Source organism: Vibrio sp. D404a, from assembly GCF_030248535.1.
Lineage (GTDB): Bacteria > Pseudomonadota > Gammaproteobacteria > Enterobacterales > Vibrionaceae > Vibrio.
The window spans coordinates 1-14,117 of record NZ_JAHGAJ010000032.1; the positions used below are offsets into that span (position 1 = coordinate 1).

Annotated in this window: 19 protein-coding genes; 14 read left to right on the forward strand and 5 right to left on the reverse strand. The window is 41.6% G+C overall.

The features are described from left to right. The first annotated feature begins 173 nt into the window (after positions 1 to 173). The 4 genes from KI655_RS18420 (at position 174) to KI655_RS18440 (ending at position 3,529) form a co-directional block, all read left to right on the forward strand. The gene (locus KI655_RS18420) at positions 174 to 929 is read left to right on the forward strand and encodes a replication initiation protein (RefSeq protein ID WP_285407769.1); all 756 of its coding nucleotides are present in this window, start codon (positions 174 to 176) and stop codon (positions 927 to 929) included. A gap of 148 nt (positions 930 to 1,077) precedes the next feature. Then, positions 1,078 to 1,413 (forward strand): 5-carboxymethyl-2-hydroxymuconate Delta-isomerase, encoded by a 336-nt coding sequence (locus KI655_RS18425; RefSeq protein ID WP_285407771.1) that lies wholly within the window; start codon positions 1,078 to 1,080, stop codon positions 1,411 to 1,413. Positions 1,414 to 1,570: 157 nt separating this feature from the next. Next, the gene (locus tag KI655_RS18435; protein WP_285407773.1) at positions 1,571 to 2,416 is read left to right on the forward strand and encodes an MBL fold metallo-hydrolase; all 846 of its coding nucleotides are present in this window, start codon (positions 1,571 to 1,573) and stop codon (positions 2,414 to 2,416) included. Between the two features lie 84 nt (positions 2,417 to 2,500). Next, on the forward strand, positions 2,501 to 3,529 hold the full coding sequence (locus KI655_RS18440) for an IS110 family transposase (RefSeq protein ID WP_285407775.1): 1,029 nt from the start codon (positions 2,501 to 2,503) through the stop codon (positions 3,527 to 3,529). Positions 3,530 to 4,035: 506 nt separating this feature from the next. Here KI655_RS18440 and KI655_RS18445 read toward each other — a convergent pair. Then, positions 4,036 to 4,212, reverse strand: a complete 177-nt coding sequence (locus tag KI655_RS18445) for a hypothetical protein (RefSeq protein ID WP_285407777.1) — start codon at positions 4,210 to 4,212, stop codon at positions 4,036 to 4,038. Between the two features lie 86 nt (positions 4,213 to 4,298). Here KI655_RS18445 and KI655_RS18450 point away from each other — a divergent pair, with 86 nt between their 5' ends. From KI655_RS18450 to KI655_RS18470, 5 genes are all read left to right on the forward strand, one after another. Continuing rightward, on the forward strand, positions 4,299 to 4,490 hold the full coding sequence (locus KI655_RS18450; protein ID WP_285407779.1) for a hypothetical protein: 192 nt from the start codon (positions 4,299 to 4,301) through the stop codon (positions 4,488 to 4,490). A 443-nt stretch (positions 4,491 to 4,933) separates the two neighbouring features. After that, positions 4,934 to 5,707, forward strand: coding sequence for a hypothetical protein (locus KI655_RS18455; RefSeq protein ID WP_285407781.1), 774 nt, complete (start codon positions 4,934 to 4,936; stop codon positions 5,705 to 5,707). Positions 5,708 to 5,794: 87 nt separating this feature from the next. Continuing rightward, complete coding sequence (locus KI655_RS18460) at positions 5,795 to 6,535, forward strand: hypothetical protein (protein ID WP_285407783.1); 741 nt, start codon at positions 5,795 to 5,797, stop codon at positions 6,533 to 6,535. Positions 6,536 to 6,704: 169 nt separating this feature from the next. Further along, complete coding sequence (locus KI655_RS18465; RefSeq protein WP_285407784.1) at positions 6,705 to 6,929, forward strand: hypothetical protein; 225 nt, start codon at positions 6,705 to 6,707, stop codon at positions 6,927 to 6,929. Positions 6,930 to 7,088: 159 nt separating this feature from the next. After that, complete coding sequence (locus KI655_RS18470) at positions 7,089 to 7,787, forward strand: hypothetical protein (RefSeq protein ID WP_285407786.1); 699 nt, start codon at positions 7,089 to 7,091, stop codon at positions 7,785 to 7,787. A gap of 183 nt (positions 7,788 to 7,970) precedes the next feature. Here the strand turns inward: KI655_RS18470 and KI655_RS18475 are convergent, their stop codons facing one another. The 4 genes from KI655_RS18475 to KI655_RS24195 form a co-directional block, all read right to left on the reverse strand. After that, entirely contained in the window at positions 7,971 to 8,627 is a 657-nt protein-coding gene (locus KI655_RS18475) for a hypothetical protein (RefSeq protein ID WP_285407788.1), read from the reverse strand. Then, positions 8,624 to 8,989 (reverse strand): hypothetical protein, encoded by a 366-nt coding sequence (locus tag KI655_RS18480; RefSeq protein WP_285407789.1) that lies wholly within the window; start codon positions 8,987 to 8,989, stop codon positions 8,624 to 8,626. The genes KI655_RS18475 and KI655_RS18480 overlap by 4 nt, the downstream gene beginning before the upstream one ends. Positions 8,990 to 9,038: 49 nt before the next feature. Continuing rightward, positions 9,039 to 9,575, reverse strand: coding sequence for a PadR family transcriptional regulator (locus tag KI655_RS18485; RefSeq protein ID WP_285407790.1), 537 nt, complete (start codon positions 9,573 to 9,575; stop codon positions 9,039 to 9,041). Between the two features lie 166 nt (positions 9,576 to 9,741). Beyond that, the gene (locus tag KI655_RS24195) at positions 9,742 to 9,978 is read right to left on the reverse strand and encodes a helix-turn-helix transcriptional regulator (RefSeq protein WP_373417588.1); all 237 of its coding nucleotides are present in this window, start codon (positions 9,976 to 9,978) and stop codon (positions 9,742 to 9,744) included. A gap of 306 nt (positions 9,979 to 10,284) precedes the next feature. Here KI655_RS24195 and KI655_RS18490 point away from each other — a divergent pair, with 306 nt between their 5' ends. The 5 genes from KI655_RS18490 (at position 10,285) to KI655_RS18510 (ending at position 14,031) form a co-directional block, all read left to right on the forward strand. Continuing rightward, positions 10,285 to 10,923 (forward strand): hypothetical protein, encoded by a 639-nt coding sequence (locus KI655_RS18490; protein WP_285407791.1) that lies wholly within the window; start codon positions 10,285 to 10,287, stop codon positions 10,921 to 10,923. A 166-nt stretch (positions 10,924 to 11,089) separates the two neighbouring features. Continuing rightward, complete coding sequence (locus tag KI655_RS18495; protein ID WP_373417285.1) at positions 11,090 to 11,236, forward strand: hypothetical protein; 147 nt, start codon at positions 11,090 to 11,092, stop codon at positions 11,234 to 11,236. Between the two features lie 12 nt (positions 11,237 to 11,248). Beyond that, on the forward strand, positions 11,249 to 11,827 hold the full coding sequence (locus tag KI655_RS18500) for a hypothetical protein (RefSeq protein WP_285407793.1): 579 nt from the start codon (positions 11,249 to 11,251) through the stop codon (positions 11,825 to 11,827). A 135-nt stretch (positions 11,828 to 11,962) separates the two neighbouring features. Beyond that, positions 11,963 to 12,730, forward strand: coding sequence for a DnaB-like helicase C-terminal domain-containing protein (locus tag KI655_RS18505; RefSeq protein WP_373417589.1), 768 nt, complete (start codon positions 11,963 to 11,965; stop codon positions 12,728 to 12,730). A gap of 212 nt (positions 12,731 to 12,942) precedes the next feature. Beyond that, positions 12,943 to 14,031, forward strand: coding sequence for a toprim domain-containing protein (locus KI655_RS18510; RefSeq protein ID WP_285407795.1), 1,089 nt, complete (start codon positions 12,943 to 12,945; stop codon positions 14,029 to 14,031). Positions 14,032 to 14,117 lie beyond the last annotated feature (86 nt).

A 14,117-nucleotide genomic window follows, 5' to 3' on the forward strand; every position in this document is an offset into this window, starting at 1 on the left:
ATAAAGATTTGCTGTTACCTTTCTGGGGTTTTTCTTCTAAGTTGCTGAAAATTAAGCCTTTAATTTCAAAAACACACCCGAGATCGCGTTTATGGTATAAAAGTTTTCCGGCGTTTGACCTTTTAGAAAAACCGATCAATAGTATGCAATATAACCCTTAATCTGATTGATCGATGAAAACGCATTATCATAAAATTACTCAATCAAATAGCCTCATCGAAGCGTCCTTCAACCTTAAGCTTCAAGAACGTCGGTTGATCTTGTTTGCTCTTAGTCGAGTGAAGAACCTGACAGAACATAACCTTGTGTTCGAGATATCTCCACCTGAGTACGCGAAGGTATTCGAGATCAACACTGACTCTAGTTACCGCGCTCTGCGTGAAACCGTGAACAGTCTTCGTGATGAGAAGGTTTGGATTCACCAAGAGGACGGTACAAAGCTCGATATCAACTGGGTTACAGCTCGTGCTCAACATCCTGAAGGATTGGTGGCCATCAAGCTCAATGAAGATTTACGCCCATACCTAGTTAACCTGCAGAAGAACTTCACTTCCTACGGTATCGAGAACATCGTAGCACTCAATCTCAAGCATTCGTTTCGTATCTATGAGCTTCTGAAACAGTACGAGAGCATCGGTACGCGCTTGCTAGAGCTAGATTTCATTCGTGATCGTCTAATGCTCAGTAAGAGCTATGATGCGTTTAAGCTGCTGCGCTCAAAGGTTATTGACCCGTGTGTGAAAGAGATTAACGAAAGCACCGATCTGCTTGTGAGTTATGTGCCAGTTAAGAGCGGTCGTAAGATTGTGGCCCTGAACTTCACTATCAACAAGAACCCTGAACGTCAGAACGTTATCGAGATTGAACAAACCGATGACATGGGCGGTGATGAGTCTATCTTTGATCTTGATAAAGCCATTCTTCGATGAACCTACCAACATGGACAGAGGATATCTTTCACAAGCATCAACTTGGCTTTGAAGGTGTCCATCTCAAGTCGATCATCTGGGAGCGATTTCAACGAGATTAAGCGAGACAACCACACGTATATAGAGCGTTATATTTAAGGAGCAAGTTTTGCCTCATTGTATTATTGAACATTCATCACCTATCGAGCCAGTAGAGTTGAATCAGAAGGTGTTTATGGGGGCTCTAGAGTCGAATTTGTTTGAGCCAGATGGTAGCGATATAAAGGTTAGAAGTATCGCATATGAAAATTATCAAACGGGCTCTAACAAAGAGAACTTTATTCATGTAACTCTACGTATGCTTTCCGGGCGCAGCGAGCAGGACAAGTTACTTTTGTCTAATAGTGTTATGTCTAAGCTGAAATCAATCCAGTTAGTCGGTGCTTCTTTAACGGTAGAGGTTGTCGATATAGACAGAAACAGCTATTCCAAGCAGGTAGTTTAAATATAACAATCTGTTTAAGAGTAATTCGCAACGCTTGGCATTTTTGCTATGCGTTGCGTTCTGTGTTTAAGGTGGTTTGCGGTAGCTTCGGTATTGCGTTGCTCACACCTAGCAAGGCGTTAAGCGTACACATCGGAACCGATGTCTAAAGGAAACTATGAAAATAACAACATTAGTGGATAACACTCGGCTGGACGGTAGGCAAGATTTGGCTGTTGAGCGTGGGTTATCATTACATATTGAAACTGAATCATTGAATATACTATTTGATATGGGTGGAGGAGATACGTTTTGTCAAAATGCGCCTCTACTAGGTGTTGATATCGAACGCGTTGATATTGCGGTTATATCGCATCGGCACCATGATCACTGTAATGGTGCTGTAGATTTTGTTTCTCACAATTCTAAAGCCAACGTGTTTTTGAAAGATTGCGAAGAAAAAAACTACTATTTTCGTGCTTGTGGCTTCAAAAATGATGTTGGTATCAATACAGGTTTACTAAAAGACAGCTATGAGCGGCTTGTATTCGTTAACCAAACAACTGAAATTGCGCCGAATGTATTTGTTATTACTGATATAAGTACCAAACACGAAAAGCCAAAAGGAAACCGGTATCTATATACGCAATCTCAAAATGGATGGGAATCCGATACATTTGACCATGAATTACTACTAGTGATAAAAGAGCACGACGGTTTAGTTATATTTACTGGTTGTGCTCATAGTGGAGTTCTTAATATGGTTGACACTGCTGTTAGCTATTTTCCGAGTGAGAGAGTTAAAGCAGTCGTTGGGGGCTTTCACCTAGTTGGGTTGCCACTATTCGATAGTATCGGTGGGACTAAGCAAGACATCAAAGACCTTGGTCGCGCATTGTTACAATACCCCATTGATAAACTGTATACAGGGCACTGCACAGGTAAGAAGGCTTATGGTCTGCTAAAAGGAGTACTCGGAGAACGTTTAGAGGCAATCCCCACGGGAAGCTGTATTAATGTATAGCGAAAAGTACGCTTAACAAGATGATTGGACTCCCCACCCCCAATCCGCCTATCTTTAAATAGGAAGTAACACGGGAGTCTGATTATGAAAAATATCATTATTGGCGTTGATCTAGCCGCTAAGGTTATCCAAGTTTGCGTTTACGCAGATAAAAAGGTGCAATCTAATCGAGAAATGACACCGAAACAATTCAGCGCTTATCTCAGTAATCTGTCCCCCTCTCTGGTGGTGTTTGAAGCTTGTGCAAGCTCTAACTATTGGAACCAAATTGCCACATCTTTAGGCCACACTTCGAAGTTAATTTCCTCTCGTTTGGTTAAAGCGGTTCGTCAGAATCAAAAAACAGATAAGAATGACGCTTTAGCGATCATTCAAGCCTCACAGTTACCTGAAGTAACTTTCGTTTCTGGTAAGACGAATAGCCAACAGCAAGCGCAATCAATGCTGAAATTACGAGAACAAGCTGTTAAACAACGGACGGCATTAAAAAATCAATTAATAGGATTGATGAGGGAGTTTAATCTTCCAGTTTCGAGAAACCATCAAGGCTTTACCCAATCGATAGAGCTGATTTTGGAAGACGCGGGCAATGAGCTAACAGTTGATTTTAGACATATGCTGAAAGTGTCACTCGACTTATATTTGGTTTTGTGCGAAGCAATTGATACTTATGATCATTCCCTTGATCAATGGATAAGGTCAATCCAAGAATGCCGAAAGTTAATGAAGATTGAAGGTATCGGGAAGTTAAACGCAATTCATTTATACATTGCTTTGGCATCAGGAGAACTTGGTCAGTTTAAAAAGGGAAAAGATGTTTCTGCTTGTATTGGCTTAACACCACTCCAACATTCTTCTGGTGGTAAAGCGAAGTTGGGACATATTGATAAACGGAAAAACTCATCGTTGCGCAGTCTATTAATTACTGGCGCGATGGCTGTGGTTCAGCAAGTCGTAAAACGCGACGCTAAAACAAAGAAAGAGCAGTGGCTGCAAGCATTAGTAGTACGTAGAGGTAAAAAATGTGCAGCGGTCGCGTTGGCAAATAAAACAGTCCGTACCGCTTTTGCTATGCTTAAATCTGATACGGAGTATAGAGCATCTATGCTCTGACAGTTTGACAAAATGAAGCGTAAGATAAAAGTTAGGTGATACAGAATAGTCGGAAGAGGAAAAGCTCGCTAACAAGCATTGTACCCTGACAGCCGAAATTATCATTGAGCAGAGGTAGCTCCTCAATAGTAGCTCGTATATAAGCACGCGAATATCTATCGTTCTTTTTGTTGAAACGGGGAGTCCATATAAGCATTTAAGAGTGATTCGCAACGCTTGCCGTTTTCGTTTCACTCAAAGTATAGGCAAGCGCCGCTCACACCTTAATGCGGCTACATGGATTCCCCCAGGCTGTCAAAGATCCGCTAAACTAATAGTGATTGGCTTTGGACTGCCGCTCTACATTCGGCCTACTTATCGACAAGTTCGTTTTTGTCGTGGCCATGATGACTTACGCGACTGCGGTGCCTTATTCGTTAGATGACATCAAGTGTGTCCGCCGCATTAACAGGCTCTCCGCAAGTGGTCTTAACCTATCTCCATCATTAGCGTCTGCAACAATGGCTTTAACTGTATTCACCATCTTTATGGTATTGCCAGAAGTAGTGTGTAGCTTCTTCTTTGGCTCTTTTCTTGTCTGTTGATGACGTTCCCCATAGACCTTTCTTGCAGTCATAGTGATGAATGCCATTCTTGAACTTGTAGATAGTATTGGCTTCAAATAGAGACTTCTCATCTCGCATTATCCCGACCGTTTGCCTTATCTTGTTCAGTTCATCGGGATCAACTCTATTTAGCGCCTCTTCTGATGCAGGCTCTATTCAAACGAATGTCGTGGTCAGTAGTAGGAGAACGGTTAGCTACTCGAATGCTTGTTAAGCAGCTAGAGAAGTTAACCAAGATGGACACGAACGATCTTGATGAAGCCTACAAAGACAAGATGCTTGATGAGCTTTACACCAAGCGTCTAAAGGCAGCAAAGAAAAAGGAGAACTACTATGGCCCAGACGTACATATGTAATAAGTGCTAACAAGAGATTGAGTTTGATGAAGTAGGGTATTTGGGCCCATCAAACCGCGATTCTACCTCATGCTCTCCGTTCATGTCTTTTGTCTGCATTTGTCATACCTGCGAAGAAGAATACCAGTCTTCCATCGACAATCCTTCTACATAATTTTCTTCACAATTTAGCGCCCGACAAGGGCACTAAATGTTGTTAAGTTAGTGGTGACTTAATAGCAATAGAGAAGTCAAATGTCTGATACGGAACCAACTTGCAAAGTTGATCGGCTAACACTGCAAACACCATTACCGCATACACCATATTTTGGTTTTACCTATGACATTATTAGTGGTGAAAATGTCGAAGCAGAGGGTTCTACAACTGAACGAGGCTCTGCTCTAATTGACCTCCACGCTAATGCAGGAAACCTTACGGCTAAATCACCTCGATTAGTGGCAATGTGTTTGTCACGGGCTATCAAAACACAATGCTCTATGCGTATTACGATGGTAGTGAAGAAGTAAAGGTTGAGTTCTTTGATGCTGACGACAACTTTTTAGAACCACATTTCAACTTTGTACCTTATGGAGAGAACGACCTTATGTTCTTTACTGAGGCAGCAAAGCGAGCATTTCCAAAAGATGAGCGCCTATCAGTCGCATTCTATAACGGAGATTCAATTTCCTACCTTTTGAGTCGAGCCCCGGATAGCCGTGATGCTAAGTTGAAGATTACATATGGTGGTAAAGAAGTCGTGATTGATAAAACGAGCTATACCAGTGAAGTAGGTGCTGTTGTCGGTACGCCTGATTACGGTATGCACTTGTCTAGGCTCTATGAAACAGATGCACAAGCTGAGGTCTATTTTCGAGATTGTATTAATACAAGCATGTTAGACCAAAATGCTGAGATTCCAGCCTACTGCTGTTTTGCGCACAAGATGGCTCCATCAGCGTTCAACGATCCAGAATTACCCCCAGTTCTGAATATTAACCAATATCTCTACGATCTAAGCATCAACATCAAAGAGTGCTCGGATGCCGAATATGCTCGAGTCAAAAATGTGATTGCCACATCTTACATCGCTCATGTTGAAGAGAACGGCAAGACAGTAGTGTTCGAGAAAGAAATTCCTTACGAAACGCTTACAGGCCATACGTGTGTTATGAAGCTTGCCTTCAATGACATCGAGTGGTTTGAGTTGGGCACTAAAGAAGACACCGTTGAGTGTTAAGAATTTGCGCTTTTTGGGGCGCTTTATGTTAAGTCATGACTGACTTAGGTAACTATGATAGGCAAAAATAAGATTCAAATTGAGAGCATGAAAAGAAAAGACTGGATGTATTCAAAAGTGTTTGGTTCTTACCAAAGCTATGATGACAGCATTTTTTATACTGACTCAATATCTATGGCAATGTATGAGCTTGTATATGACAACATGTACAAACATAAACCTACATTAGTAGGTAATACTTGGTGTATAAACAATCCAGATTACTGCGCATTGACATACACAAACGAAAATGAAGAGTACGATACAGTTACAGTAAAAAGCAAAGATAAGGTGTTGTTTGAGTTTTCCATTTACCAAGACTCTGATTATTTTGATCTTGATATTCTAATTAACTTGATTAAAAGGCATATTGTCTCTCCAGAACCTTTTCGATATCAGCTTTACTCCTATCCATTTTATAGCTATGTAGCACTCGTTAGAATGACTATGGATTGCTTTGATGAAGTAACTGTGGTGTATAAAGATCAAATTGAAACAGTAGTAAAATCAGAACTTACTAAACGAGTAGGACGTCAATATACTACTGAATATACAAAGGGTAACGAATTTAATGAGTTACCGCATCATACTCTTTGGACATTATCAGATGAAAACTTCTATGAGACCGAAGCTGATTTCATGGATTACTATAATGATGTAGTACAAAATCAAATGAAGAAAAGGGATGGCAAAGTAACTGCTCACTGTGCCTATGCGGATGATATACATCCAGATTCGTTGGCTGACAAAGAAGTGATTTTTATCGGGGGGTGTAAATACTGTCTATAAAGACCATAATTTTTGTCATAACATTGAAGACTGCGGTTACGAAGACTTCATCCAATCCTATTACAGACCAATCTACATTAAAGAATGTAGTAAGACCGAATTTGAAAGCCTTCAAGAGAAGCTCACGTTAGAGTATGCTGACTTCCTAAAGACTAATACTTCGGATGATGTGTTTGAAACAGTTCTGCCATATACAACACTCACTGGACATTTTAACAAGCTCCATATTGCTTTCTATCAACTCGACTACCTTCAATTTCACCCTTATGTACCGCTAGAAGGGGTAAAGCCAGAAGATCCGATTGATGGTTCAGATGGTGATGACTTAGTTGATGGTAAGCCAGATTATGGTAATCCTGATGATGAAAGTGAAGTGACTTTCGGCAATTTATAGTTAAAAACCAACTACGCAAAAGCTCTCATAAATGAGGGCTTTTTTGCTTTTTTGTGAACTAGTTTGTATATGTTTTTGGCTTGCGCAACTTCGCATTATACCCATTATGTTAGATAGCTAAGTTTATGAAATATAAGGATTTAATGACTGTGTATCACTATGATCCAAGAATTAAATGATAATGAAAGTGTCGAAAATCAAAGTTTAGATCAAAATTTTAATGATAGCGAGAGAAAGTTACCTGATTCTGGCGCGCTATCTATGTCTCAAGTTAACGTAGAGCTTGGTCACACTAGTAACCGACCAATATCACTTGGTCAAGCTGACGTTCGAGCATTGGCTGGTAAACCATCAGGCCCTATTTCATTTGCGGATTTACGAGGCAAAAGTTCTTCTCTGTTGCAAACGAACTTAGTTGGAGATATTAAAAATGATAACTGTGGTAACCCTAATGCACCTGTAGGGAGTCTATGGACTGGGTATATTCGTTATGACCGTACTGATATTCCTTGGTCACCACTCGGTTCAATCGGCAAAAATACTTTTAAAGATTCAGCTGGTAGAACGAGAACAATTATCGCTTGTACCATGAATAAATCGACGAACTCCGGCGCAGCGTGTGAACACGCTCCAATGAACATGCGACTAGAGCTTAACCAGATAAAGTCAAACAGTGGTTGGACCAAGCTAACAATACAAGGCACTGACTCCAATAATAATACTAAAAAATATGTTTTCACAAGAACCGCTATGACGTTTTCAACTGAGATTATTTACAACAGTAAAGTTGATCGTTGGGAAAAAGAATTGACGAAAGAAGATGGTCTTGTAGGTAGTTGGGAAGTGACCATAGAATAAAGATAGGAACAAAAAGCCGTATCAAGAGATACGGCTTTTTATATGAAACTGCTGATCAAAAAATGATCTTAGTTTTACATAATGGGTATAATGCGATCCTTCAAAAATCTTGCGTTATACCCATTCCTTTTCAAAGCCATTGAAGCAAAAAAAGGGACTCAAATCAAAGGCTTTTATTACTTGTTATTCAAGCGTTATGTCAAAGTTTCCTACCAAACGATCGCCTGGTGTCAAACTTACATACCACTCATCCACAGCTCGACCACTATGGGTTCCTGTTCTGTGTGTCATGCTGGTTCTTGCGTATTCATGTCTTATATTAAGATTACCATCATCATTGTCAGAAGGTGGGTCGATACCTTGTACCGTTATCTTAGTCCAACCACTGTTTGACTTTATCTGGTTAAGCTGAACGTAGAAAACCACATTAGCACCACCACACATATTGGCAGGCGCTGACTTGTGTACCATTATTCCGTAAATTGTTCTGGCACGACCTGCTGGATCAGTAAAGGTATTTTTACCCATCGAACCAAGGTTTTTCCAAGCTACGTTATCCGTGTATCTAGTGAACCCGGAGTATATAACCCCGTGACCACCAGGTCCTCCACATTGACCATTATCGTAAGTTCTACCAACCATTGTTGTTTGAAGTAAATTTGAACTCTTGCCTCTTAAGTCTGAAAACGCTATTGCTCCACTTGGTTTTCCTGCTAGTTGGCGAACATCAGATTGGTTCAATGAAATGGTGTCATCTGAGTCATGACCAAGTTCGACATTCACTTGTGACATGGATAGTGGGCCAGTTCCGGGGAGTGCTCTTTCATCATTTTCACTCATGGTTTCTCCTTGTGTAGTTTGACCAAAAAATTGTGTGATTCGGTCGCTTCCTCAGCCGTTGTGTAGCGTCTTTGGTAGTCATCCCATTTGCCACCGAAAATCATAGTTTCAAAGACAATAGGTTTGTCTGTTCCAAAATGGTTGTGATCTAGACCGAGGAAGACAGTGCTTATCCGAACCTCTTGCTGGCGGATTCGATTGATCTTTCTAAGCATGTTTGGGTTCCCTTTGCGAAGTGGTCGCTTGGGAGGAAGAATGTCGAGAGCAAGGTGACGAGGTTGAAGTTCAAACCACCTGCCCCACTCTAAGAATTGCTCTTTAGGTATGGCAACAGGGTTTTTGCCAACAAGAATGTAATACATAAGACCTCAAAAAAGGCTCACATTGCTGCAAGCCTTCATCTAGTTATTCTTATACAAATTGGGTTAGCTGGTGCTTTGAACTTTCAGCCCAATCTAAGATCTCTTTCCAATGGCCGCGAGTACGATTGATGCAGATCTTGTGCTTGGCTTTCTCGAATGGAGAGCAGCGAGTTAAATCAGTTTTTGTATCGAAGCCGTGTATAGCATCTAATTTCTTGCCAGATGTATCGATGATGTTATCCAAGTCAGAGATCACGTTTGGTATATCAGAGATATCGGCTGCGGTAATTTTTGAAGTAATCTCGTCACGAAGAATTGGCAAAGAAGTGTCAGTATCAATCCACTCTTTCAAGCGAATAAGACCTTCTTTTGTGATGGTGTAGACTTTGCGATCGGGCTTTCCTGATTGTGGAACCAGGTGATGACTCATTAAGCCCTGCTTTTCCATTTTACCCATCTCGCGGTATACCTGTTGATGGCTTGCTTGCCAGTAGGTGCCGTCTAGACCGGAGAACTTCTTAGTGATGTCGTATCCTGCTGCTTCTGTTTCGCAAAGCATTGATAGGATGATATGTGGTAGTGCCATTTTTTTCTCTTTGTATTAGTCACTGATGACTTAATAAATTTTTGTGAACTACTCAGGTTTTTTCAATTTTTCCCGTAAGCAAGTTAATCCTTATCTCTGTTAGTCCACACAATGTTCCGCATTCCTTCTTCTCAAACGTCATGAGCCACTCAAGACTACGGTTTGTTTAGAAAGCTATCTTGTAGATAGTGTCGATATGAGGTCGAGACTTCCCTTTCTCGATATCAACATATGTCTGGCGAGCAATCCCTATCTCTGTTGCCATTTTCGCTTGTGTGAACCCCCGATATTCCCTTGCATGTCGGATTCTCTTACCAAGCTCTACCATTGACTCTTCAAGCTTAGTGCTGAACCGGACATATCTAACCCTCTCAGGTTGGGACAGATCAAGTGTCCTATTCATGTTTCTCTTTGTGCTGTGTGTGTAGTGTAAGTGCAAGCTAACTATATGAATAAGTCATAAGTGACTTAATTTAATGGTAAGCTAGAGGCTTTGCAACTTTTTTTAACTTATTTGTCACTAGGACTTGGCGAGGGACTTTCCGTCGTTCAGTATATAAATATATTTAAGATCTCTTAAATATATTTATATACTGAGCGTTCAATTCTCCCTCTCCTAATCCTCATGTCGGTATTGAGATCTAACAAGCTTTCATTCCCTGATTCTCAGCTATAAGATGTCGTTATTCATTCACTACTGACTTATATGATGGATAAGGCGGAACTAGACTATCAAGCAATTATGTTCGCAAACCCTGACTTACTATCCGGTGAGTCTGAGTTGTATCGAACTAAATGGTGGGACTACCGCATGATGCACCCGCTTACCGCAACTCGCACTTTCGCTGCTGCTTGTGTTAAAGCTATGCAATCAGCGCTTAAGAAGCAGGTTGACTTGTACATCGGGACTAATGCGAAGATTTTGAAAAAGGATGATCTCCTGCTCGAATCTAAAGCCACTATCACCGGTTTATGGAAAGCGCGTAAGGCAGCTGACTCTCATGGCATACCCTATGAGTTTTGGTGTCATCGAGCTATGGAATATGCAGACCTATGTTGTTGGCCATATCCTCCAAAACCATCACATCTCTATTCGGAGGCGGTAAAAGAAGACTCTGAAACTTGGTCAGCCATATCAATGGTGGAGTTTATCCTGACCAGATGGACTGAGTGGAAGCAGGTTAACCTATTGGTTGCCACTGATGACTTCTACAAAATCGAAAACAACGTTGAACACCCGTATCAAAGAGCGCATCGTATATCGCTCATGAAGCAGATACAGCGCAGTTCGTTACCCGGGCAAAAATTTTGTCTGAATAGTTTAGTCACCGATTACTTACAGTTGTGATGTGATTTTTACACACAAAGAGAAGGTAAATATGGATAAGTACAAGCGTAACAATCGTCACCACAATAATTAGACTGAGAAAAATTACGGCAGCAAAGAGCGTAAGCAGAACAACATCAAAGGTCATGACGCTAAATTGCTCGATCTTTTGAAGAGAGGCGTTAATGTGCATTTCAGCTTTGTAAACGGTCAGGCTATTATTGGCACAATAAAGCAATATGATGCCTTCACTATTACCGTAGACGACGGTGAGCCTAACCCTTTCACCATCTTCAAAAGCTCTATGGTTGGTTTCCGCGAAGTGACCGCGTAACGGAGGCTCGCTATGGATAGAGAGCCAGATGCGATAGCAAAGATACGTGCGAATATCGCTGCAAAGAGCAAACCTAAACCACCAGTAGCTACCGAAGAGTCAGTGGCAGAAGATATTGGCGCTGCAATGACGGGGAAACCCAAATCAACACCGGCACCAGTGATTCGGCCTGAACCAGAAGATCCACCGTTTGAGTTCTCTGAGGACTTTCAAACCAAGATCGCTGCTCTGATGATTAGAGATGAGAAGTTTATGCGCCGTATTGACGGTATGGTAAAGCCTCATCACTTTGAACGTTTCACAGAAGCGCAGATAGTTGGCTTGGCTATTCGTCACTTTGACAACTACGGCCAGCTACCTACCTCCGAGCCTGGGATATGGTCAGAGATAATTTCAGATGCGGCAAACAAGAACGTAATCACAGATGATGAATGTCGCGAGTTAGTCAAAGACCTACGTAGAATTTTGTCATCTAGCCTTTCTAATCGTGAGTTCGTTTTAGAAAAGGTCGCTGACTTTGCCAAGAAACAAGAGATCATGAAAGCAATCCACTCCGCTATTGATATGGCAGAACGTGGAGACTATGACTAAATTGAGAGCCGATTCAATCGCGCTTTCAATATTGGTGTAACGCGAAGTTATGAAGAGATTAACTATTGGGAGCACATCGATGAGCGTACCGAAGTTCGTAAAGAGAAAGCGAGCGGCTTAATCAAGCCAACCGGTATACCAACTGGTGTGAAGAAGATAGATAACCTTCTTTATCACAAAGGTCTTGGTCGAAAAGAACTTACTGCGATCATGGGTGGTGCAAAGAAAGGTAAGTCGATGGGTCTTGGCGACATTGGTGCCAGAATCTCATTACAAGGCTTCAACGTTCTTTATGCCACGCTCGAAGTAGCGCACACCATCATTGCAGATCGTCTTGATGCGAACATCACGAAAACGAGCATGGGCGATCTAGAATCGAGTATGCACAAAGTTCGTGATAAGGTATTAGAGAAAGCGTCACATGCAGGTGAGTTTCGCATTTGTGAGTTCCAGTCCGGTACTCTCACATGCAAAGAGCTGCGCCGTGTTATTGAAAGGTATCGTAGTGAAGGTATTAAGTTTGATCTAATCATCACTGACTATGCCGACATCATGGCACCTGACTTTATGACTCAAAGTGAAACCGAAAACAGTAAACAAGTTTGGCTTGGATTGCGTGCGATCGCTCAAGCCGAAGATGCTGCTGTTCTTACCGCTACTCAAACTAACCGTTCTGGTTTCAAAAACACTACTGCTAAAGCAGAAGATGTGGCAGAAGACTTCAACAAGATTCGAATTGCCGACCTTGTTATCTCGATCAACCGTACTGACGAAGAACGAGATAAAGGCGAGGCTCGATTGTACTTTGCTGCATCGCGTAACCAAGCAGGTGAGTTCTCAATCAGAATCAGACAAAGCCTAGATAAGATGAGCTTTATCGATGGCGTATTGGATATTTGCTAAATGAAAAAAAAGTAAGTCACAGGTGACTTACACACAAAGAGACAACATGCGAGACCACAAACGAACTTTAAGAGTAATAGTGGCGTCACTAACCACTCAACTTTTGTTAATCGGTATCGGGTCTGTCGCAGGAAGCTACAGAGATGTAAGGCTACTAATGCTTTGCGTCTGTCTGTTCACTTTCTTATGGCTACACAAAGTATGGAAAGGCGATGGCTCACAATAGCAAAATTAAAGAGCTGCTAGATCAAGTCGATGTGGAAGACTTCTTATCTCACTTAGGTGTAGATATGCGAATAACACATGGTAGTTCTGGCGTTCAAGCAAACATAAAGGAGTGCCCCCGATGTGGGGGTGCTGAATGGAAAGTCTATATCGGTCTTGATAATGGAATGGGACTTGGAAACTGTTTTCATGGATCATGCGTTGGAGAACCCGGATATAACATCTTCACTTTCGCCAAACATTATCTAGGTTCTGGTACCGCTGCATTCAAAGAGATAGAAAACTATCTCGAGGTATCAGGTTGGGCGCCTCGCAAGAGAAGAACTCGACAAGTAAACCTAGAAACAAAGGTGGCACTCCCCTCTTCTTACGCACTTCCCATTAAAGGCAAAAATCTACGCTATCTAACAGAACGTGCCATTAGCGCAGAGATAACCGAGTATCTTGGCTGGCGTTACTGCAAAAGAGGACGATTTGATTATCTACTCGATAGCAAAGAGCGGTATCAGATTTACGATAACCGAGTCATCATTCCGGTCTTCGACTTGGAAGGTAATCTAGTCACCTTTCAAGGTCGAGACATTACTCAACTAGCAGATAAGAAGTATCTGTTCCCACCAGGATTAGCCGGCACAGGTAAGTTCCTCTATAACGGCCATAACGTAGTTGGTGTTGAAAACATCGTCATTGCAGAAGGTGCATTTGACGTAGCTGCGGTTCTAATCGCCTTTGAAGAAGACCCATCACTGCAGGAAGTCGGTGTTGTTGGGTCCTTTGGTAAAACACTTTCAATGAAAGGCGTAAAAGGATGCCAACTCTCTCAGCTACTTGAGCTAAAGCAACAAGGGTTAAAAAGCATCACGATCATGTGGGATGGTGAGGCGTCAGCTCTCAACGCAGCTTGTAAGGTAGCACTAGAAGTAAAGGGTTTTGGTTTCAACGTAAGAGTGGCAAAACTGCCAAAAGACAAAGACCCAAATGAAGTAAGTAAAGAAGAGGTTCGACTTGCCTATTATCGTTCTGAGTCAGTCACTTCAACAACAATGGCCAAAATGCGGCTTAGTTTAATGAGATAACGTAATAGAAAGGCTTCTTCGGAAGCCCTTTTGCTTCATTGTATCCCCGAGTTGTCTTTCTTATATTAGCAATAAGTCACAAGTGA

Coding starts and splice junctions, on each gene's coding strand:
- KI655_RS18420 (WP_285407769.1), top strand. CDS start 174: ATGAAAACGCATTATCATAAAATTACTCAATCAAATAGCCTCATCGAA.
- KI655_RS18435 (WP_285407773.1), top strand. CDS start 1,571: ATGAAAATAACAACATTAGTGGATAACACTCGGCTGGACGGTAGGCAA.
- KI655_RS18440 (WP_285407775.1), top strand. CDS start 2,501: ATGAAAAATATCATTATTGGCGTTGATCTAGCCGCTAAGGTTATCCAA.
- KI655_RS18445 (WP_285407777.1), bottom strand. CDS start 4,212: ATGCGAGATGAGAAGTCTCTATTTGAAGCCAATACTATCTACAAGTTC.
- KI655_RS18450 (WP_285407779.1), top strand. CDS start 4,299: ATGTCGTGGTCAGTAGTAGGAGAACGGTTAGCTACTCGAATGCTTGTT.
- KI655_RS18460 (WP_285407783.1), top strand. CDS start 5,795: ATGAAAAGAAAAGACTGGATGTATTCAAAAGTGTTTGGTTCTTACCAA.
- KI655_RS18470 (WP_285407786.1), top strand. CDS start 7,089: ATGATCCAAGAATTAAATGATAATGAAAGTGTCGAAAATCAAAGTTTA.
- KI655_RS18475 (WP_285407788.1), bottom strand. CDS start 8,627: ATGAGTGAAAATGATGAAAGAGCACTCCCCGGAACTGGCCCACTATCC.
- KI655_RS18480 (WP_285407789.1), bottom strand. CDS start 8,989: ATGTATTACATTCTTGTTGGCAAAAACCCTGTTGCCATACCTAAAGAG.
- KI655_RS18485 (WP_285407790.1), bottom strand. CDS start 9,575: ATGGCACTACCACATATCATCCTATCAATGCTTTGCGAAACAGAAGCA.
- KI655_RS24195 (WP_373417588.1), bottom strand. CDS start 9,978: ATGAATAGGACACTTGATCTGTCCCAACCTGAGAGGGTTAGATATGTC.
- KI655_RS18490 (WP_285407791.1), top strand. CDS start 10,285: ATGGATAAGGCGGAACTAGACTATCAAGCAATTATGTTCGCAAACCCT.
- KI655_RS18500 (WP_285407793.1), top strand. CDS start 11,249: ATGGATAGAGAGCCAGATGCGATAGCAAAGATACGTGCGAATATCGCT.
- KI655_RS18510 (WP_285407795.1), top strand. CDS start 12,943: ATGGCTCACAATAGCAAAATTAAAGAGCTGCTAGATCAAGTCGATGTG.